Origin of the sequence: Mycobacterium sp., assembly GCF_036490025.1 — a bacterium.
Lineage (GTDB): Bacteria > Actinomycetota > Actinomycetes > Mycobacteriales > Mycobacteriaceae > Mycobacterium.
The window spans coordinates 1-4,591 of record NZ_DASXEP010000034.1 but is presented as its reverse complement, the minus strand read 5'-3'; the positions used below and the strand labels follow the sequence as shown (position 1 = coordinate 4,591).

The 4,591-nt window shown below is 61.6% G+C and carries 7 protein-coding genes; 5 read left to right on the top strand and 2 right to left on the bottom strand.

Going from position 1 to position 4,591, the window contains the following annotated elements:
* Positions 1-243: 243 nt before the first annotated feature.
* Positions 244-738 (bottom strand): MarR family winged helix-turn-helix transcriptional regulator, encoded by a 495-nt coding sequence (locus VGG53_RS04295; RefSeq protein WP_331516754.1) that lies wholly within the window; start codon positions 736-738, stop codon positions 244-246.
* 141 nt (positions 739-879) lie between these two features.
* Positions 880-1,542, bottom strand: coding sequence for a TetR/AcrR family transcriptional regulator (locus VGG53_RS04290; RefSeq protein ID WP_331516753.1), 663 nt, complete (start codon positions 1,540-1,542; stop codon positions 880-882).
* A 95-nt stretch (positions 1,543-1,637) separates the two neighbouring features.
* On the opposite strand from VGG53_RS04290, the gene VGG53_RS04285 reads away from it, so the two are divergent.
* The 5 genes from VGG53_RS04285 to VGG53_RS04265 all read left to right on the top strand — a co-directional run.
* The gene (locus tag VGG53_RS04285) at positions 1,638-2,669 is read left to right on the top strand and encodes an oxygenase MpaB family protein (RefSeq protein WP_331516752.1); all 1,032 of its coding nucleotides are present in this window, start codon (positions 1,638-1,640) and stop codon (positions 2,667-2,669) included.
* Positions 2,666-3,427, top strand: a complete 762-nt coding sequence (locus VGG53_RS04280; protein ID WP_331516751.1) for an O-methyltransferase — start codon at positions 2,666-2,668, stop codon at positions 3,425-3,427. The genes VGG53_RS04285 and VGG53_RS04280 overlap by 4 nt, the downstream gene beginning before the upstream one ends.
* Positions 3,428-3,582: 155 nt before the next feature.
* On the top strand, positions 3,583-3,954 hold the full coding sequence (locus VGG53_RS04275; protein ID WP_331516750.1) for an RES domain-containing protein: 372 nt from the start codon (positions 3,583-3,585) through the stop codon (positions 3,952-3,954).
* A 91-nt stretch (positions 3,955-4,045) separates the two neighbouring features.
* Positions 4,046-4,294 (top strand): type II toxin-antitoxin system prevent-host-death family antitoxin, encoded by a 249-nt coding sequence (locus VGG53_RS04270; protein ID WP_331516749.1) that lies wholly within the window; start codon positions 4,046-4,048, stop codon positions 4,292-4,294.
* On the top strand, positions 4,291-4,591 hold a 301-nt coding region (locus VGG53_RS04265; protein ID WP_331516748.1), incomplete at its 3' end, for a PIN domain-containing protein. The genes VGG53_RS04270 and VGG53_RS04265, both read left to right, overlap by 4 nt.

The window sequence follows — 4,591 nt, the reverse complement described above, 5'->3', positions numbered from 1 at the left end:
GGTAGGTAGCCATGTCAAAAGTCAAGCTGCTTGACATCGAGGAGATCGGGCACGAAGTTTTCACCAGGTGGGACATCACTGGCCATCAGGTCAATCGCCACCTGCTCAGCAAGGCCGAGTACGACGCCTTACCAGCAAGTCGCTCAGGGATGGGTGGGAGACGCACTACATCGCCGCCCTGGTCGAATACGGCCGGCGTTCGCCGTGACTGATCCCGCCAATCCGGCGGAACGCCAAACCCGTTCAGGCCGTGATGTATCGCCCCATCGGGGTGTCTGGTGACGGTTGACCGGGAACTGCGTGAGGGTCTCCGCTTGCGGCGGCCGCGACGCGTTCGAAGGCATCGCCGATTGCTTTGAGGTTGACACCGTCGAGGTGGTCGAATAGGTGACGGCGCAGGCTGGCGACATGGTCGGGGACGGCTTGCTCTAATCGGGTGAGCCCGGCGGCGGTGAGTACAGCGTTGTAAGCGCGGGCGTCCTGGGATGACTGCTCACGGCGGACCAACCCCTGGGCCTCCATCCGCCCGACCGTACGGCTAATCGCGCTCAACGACTGCTGGCAACGCCGGGCCAATTCGCTGAGCCCCAACGTGCGGTCGGGAGCCTCAGACAAAAACATCAACGCGACGAATTCGGCGTGCGACATGCGATGCTCGCGCTGCAAGTCAGCATCCAGTTGCCGCATCATGGTCACAAAACCTGGGTGCAGCGCTCGAATCACCTTGAATTCACCCACGTTAAGCGGGGTAACCCCTTCGACCTTCGTACTTCGTGCTCTCTTGCCGCCCGCCTTAACAGCTGCCATGAGTGTCAACATACGTAGTATCTGTTCGCGCGAGCAAGTAAAGCATTGCCGTCGGCAGGCGGGACGGTGAAACTAGTCCGGTTCGCCGTCCTGCGGTAGGCGCGGGGCGATACCGGACATTCGGTAAAACATGTCGACCAGCTGGTCGATGACCTCGTCTATCGTCAGCGGAAGATGGCCGTCCAGCCATGCCATGCCTATTTGTTGTGCAGCCCCGATGAATCCGTACGCCCTGAGGCGCAAGTCCTGCGGTGGAGGTACGGCGTCATCGTCGGCGGCGAAGGCGAAGGCGAACCAGAGTTCGACCGCACGGGTGGGAAATCCATCGCGGTACTTCCTGAGTGGGCCGGTCTGGGACTCGACGGCGAGCAACCGCACCACCCTGGGATCGCTCAAAAGGGCCCGTGTGTAGACCGTGAGCGCGGGGCGGGGGTCACGGCCGGCGCCCACCTCGATCGCCGGGGCAACCACTGCCACGAGCTTGCCCGTCACGTGTTCGAAGACCGCATCGGCGAGCGCGTCTATCGATGCGAAATTCTCGTAGAAGTACCGTTTGGTGAGTCCAGCTTCGGCGCAGACGTCAACGATTCCGACAGCTGCAATCCCCCGCGTTCCGAACAGTTGCAGGCCGGCATCGATCAGTCTCTGGCGGCGCTGGTCACGCCGGTCGGTGGCGCTGACGCCACGATATGGGCGCGGATCGGCCGCAACCGATGAGCTCACTGTCTCCGCCATGGGTCCTTACTGTTGACACTCGTGCGTGTCAGATATTACCGTCTGCGATATCTGATACTTCATCGGATCAGTTTTAGGGTCTTAGGAGCTCAAGGATGACCGACCTTCTCCCCACACCGCTGGACCCCGAGGGGTTGGTGTGGGAGCATTTCGGTCGCCTTCCGGTGCATCGCTTGTCCAACGGGCTTCGCGAAGCGATGCTGCAGAACATGCATCCGGGGCTGGCCGCTGGCGTCGAGCATCATTCGGTATTTTTCGAGGATCCACGCGCCCGCGGTCAACGATCGATCGGACCGATCATGTCGGTCGTCTATGGGGGATCCACATCGCACGAGTGGGGAAAGTTGGTGCGAGGTTTCCACGGCCCCATCAAGGGCGTCGACAAATACGGTCGCCGATACAGCGCGCTTAACCCCGAGACCTTCTTCTGGGCGCACGCAACGTTCGTCGAAGACATTGTGACTGGGTACGAGCTCACGGGCTATCCGCTGTCAGAGGCTGACAAAGAAGCCCTCTACTTGGAATCGATCGAATGGTATCGCCTCTATGGCGTCAGCATGAGGCCCGTGCCGCCGGACTGGGACGCATTCCAGCAGTACTGGGAGCACATGATCAACAACGTGCTCGAGGACAGCCGTCCGGTTCGGGAGGGCTTTCACATGTACCGAACGATGCCTCCGCCGACCAGCAAGCATCTGTCTGATCGCGCCAATACCGTTGTGGGACCACTCATTCTGAAGCCGCTTGTACAGACACCGCTGGTGAAATTGATCCTGTGGGTCACCACCGGCGCGCTACCGCCAGCGATCCGCGAACGGCTGTGCCTGGATTGGACTGGATTGGATGAATTACGTTATCGCCTGCACCTCAAGGCAGTTCACGCGATGATCAAAGGGATCCCAACACACCTTCAATACTTTCCACTCGCCCGAGACCAGCGCGCGCACTACCACCGCACCGGTACCGTCGCGCCGATCCCTTTGCCAACCCGAAATCCTCATGAATCAAATCGCTCGCCGACTCCGTCGGCCGGACCGCGCGGGAACGGCTCCAAGGATCTGAGCAAGACAGAGAGGGCCGATCTAATGGCGAAGTCTGCACCCGGAGATGAGGTTTCGGTGCAATGAGTCTGAGTGGGACGTTGCGACAGAAGTTTCCATTCTTGAGGTACTCGGTCCTGCGCGGGGCTTTCAGCGGCCTGAACGTCATACGGACGGGTCAGATGGGTGACGGCCGGGAGGAGGCGACGGCCGAGTACGTCATTGCCAACGCACCCGCGGGCGATGTCGATGCCGCGATCGACGCCATCGACGACTTTGCCTACAACAAGTCGATCCTCATGAACGTCGGCGAAGAGAAGGGCCAGCTGCTCGACGCCGCCGTCAAGCGTGCGAATCCAAAGCTCGCCGTGGAACTCGGTGCCTACTGCGGGTACAGCGGGCTACGGATCGCTCGAGCGGCACCGGGTGCCAAGGTGTTCTCGATCGAAAAGTCCGATGCCAACGCCTCGGTGGCCCGCCGCGTGTGGGCGCACGCCGGTCTCGGCGATCGCGTCACCTGCATTAATGGCACCGTCGACGACGGAACGACGCTTGAGGTTCTCGCCAAGGACCACGGATTCACTGAGGGCTGTTTGGATTTCGTATTCCTCGACCACTGGAAGAACGTGTACCTTACCGACCTGCAGCGGCTAGTCAACCGGGGCTGGCTGCATCCGGGGACGATCGTGGTCGCCGACAACGTCGGCTTCCCCGGCGCACCCACGTACCGCTCCTACATGAAAGAACAACAAGGCAAGCGGTGGCAGACCATCGAACACAAAACTCACGTCGAGTATCAGACGCTACTCGAAGACCTGGTACTGGAGTCGGAGTTCTTGGGCTGAGCCGATGCGCCATAGCTGGTGGTAGGCGTCGATGACGAACGACGCGGGCTGGTCGACCAGGTTGGCGGTATAGCCCTTTCGGCGAGGCGGGCGTCGTAGCCGCGATATGCCCCTGCTACCGGGTCGTCATCATCGCCCCCACCATCACCCTGACGATGTTCAACCTGGCAGCAAAAGGCGCAGCCTTGGCGATCGGTGCGCTCCCGGCCCTCGGTGACGGCAACGAAGCCCGCACGCTAACACAGCAGTGGGCCCGCGCCATCTACAAAGACCAACCCGCCGGATCCGGAATCACCGGCATTCACTACCGCTCGGGCTACAACAGCGGCGAGTCATTAGCCTTGTGGGACTGCGATGCCGACGTCGAAGTCGTGCGCGACAGTGGCGGCCATCCACAAGACATCGCGCTCGGCGATCCGCGAATCCTTCCGCGACTACAGATACAACTGCGCCGACGCCAAATCAACATCGCCACAGTGACTTCCAGCGAATGCAGCGAATGCAAGAAAGAGGCACTCCTTCCCTGACACCGCCGGGCACTGGACCCGCCGGGCACCGTCGTTTGATGCATTCGGCGTCCGACTCTTTGGAGAGTAGCACTTGTGCTATCCTTGCCGAGTGGAGACCGTGGGATTGCGTGAATTGCGCCAGAATGCTTCCGACCTCGTCCGCCGCGTAGAAGAGGGCGAGGAAATCACGATCACCGTGGCGGGTAGACCAGGTGCCAGGTTGGTGCCCGCCGCACCGCGGGCGTGGCGGCGATGGTCCGACGTGGCCGCGCTATTCACTGGACCGGCCGACCCCGCCTGGGACGTAGACCGCGATGAGATAGCCCAAGATGTTCGCGATCCGTGGAAGGCCCCGTGAGAGCCCTGCTAGACACCAGCGTGGTGATCGCGGCGGATGTCGACCCCCTCGATGGTGATCTGGCGATCAGCGCTGTGACGTTGGCCGAGCTGCATTTCGGTGTCCTTGTCGCCAAGGAGCGAAAGGTACGCGCCGAACGGTTACGACGACTTCTTGTGCTCCAACGCGCCTTTAACGCGCTACCGCTGGATGAGGCTGTAGCCGCAAGCTACGGCCAAATCGCTGCTGCGGCCGTGGATGCTGGGCGGCGGCCGCGAGCACGATCCATGGATCTGCTCATCGCAGCGACCGCTCACG

Bases quoted from the DNA above. Each gene is read 5' to 3' on its own strand.
- VGG53_RS04275 (WP_331516750.1), top strand. From the start codon at position 3,583: ATGTTCAACCTGGCAGCAAAAGGCGCAGCCTTGGCGATCGGTGCGCTC.
- VGG53_RS04290 (WP_331516753.1), bottom strand. From the start codon at position 1,542: ATGGCGGAGACAGTGAGCTCATCGGTTGCGGCCGATCCGCGCCCATAT.
- VGG53_RS04285 (WP_331516752.1), top strand. From the start codon at position 1,638: ATGACCGACCTTCTCCCCACACCGCTGGACCCCGAGGGGTTGGTGTGG.
- VGG53_RS04280 (WP_331516751.1), top strand. From the start codon at position 2,666: ATGAGTCTGAGTGGGACGTTGCGACAGAAGTTTCCATTCTTGAGGTAC.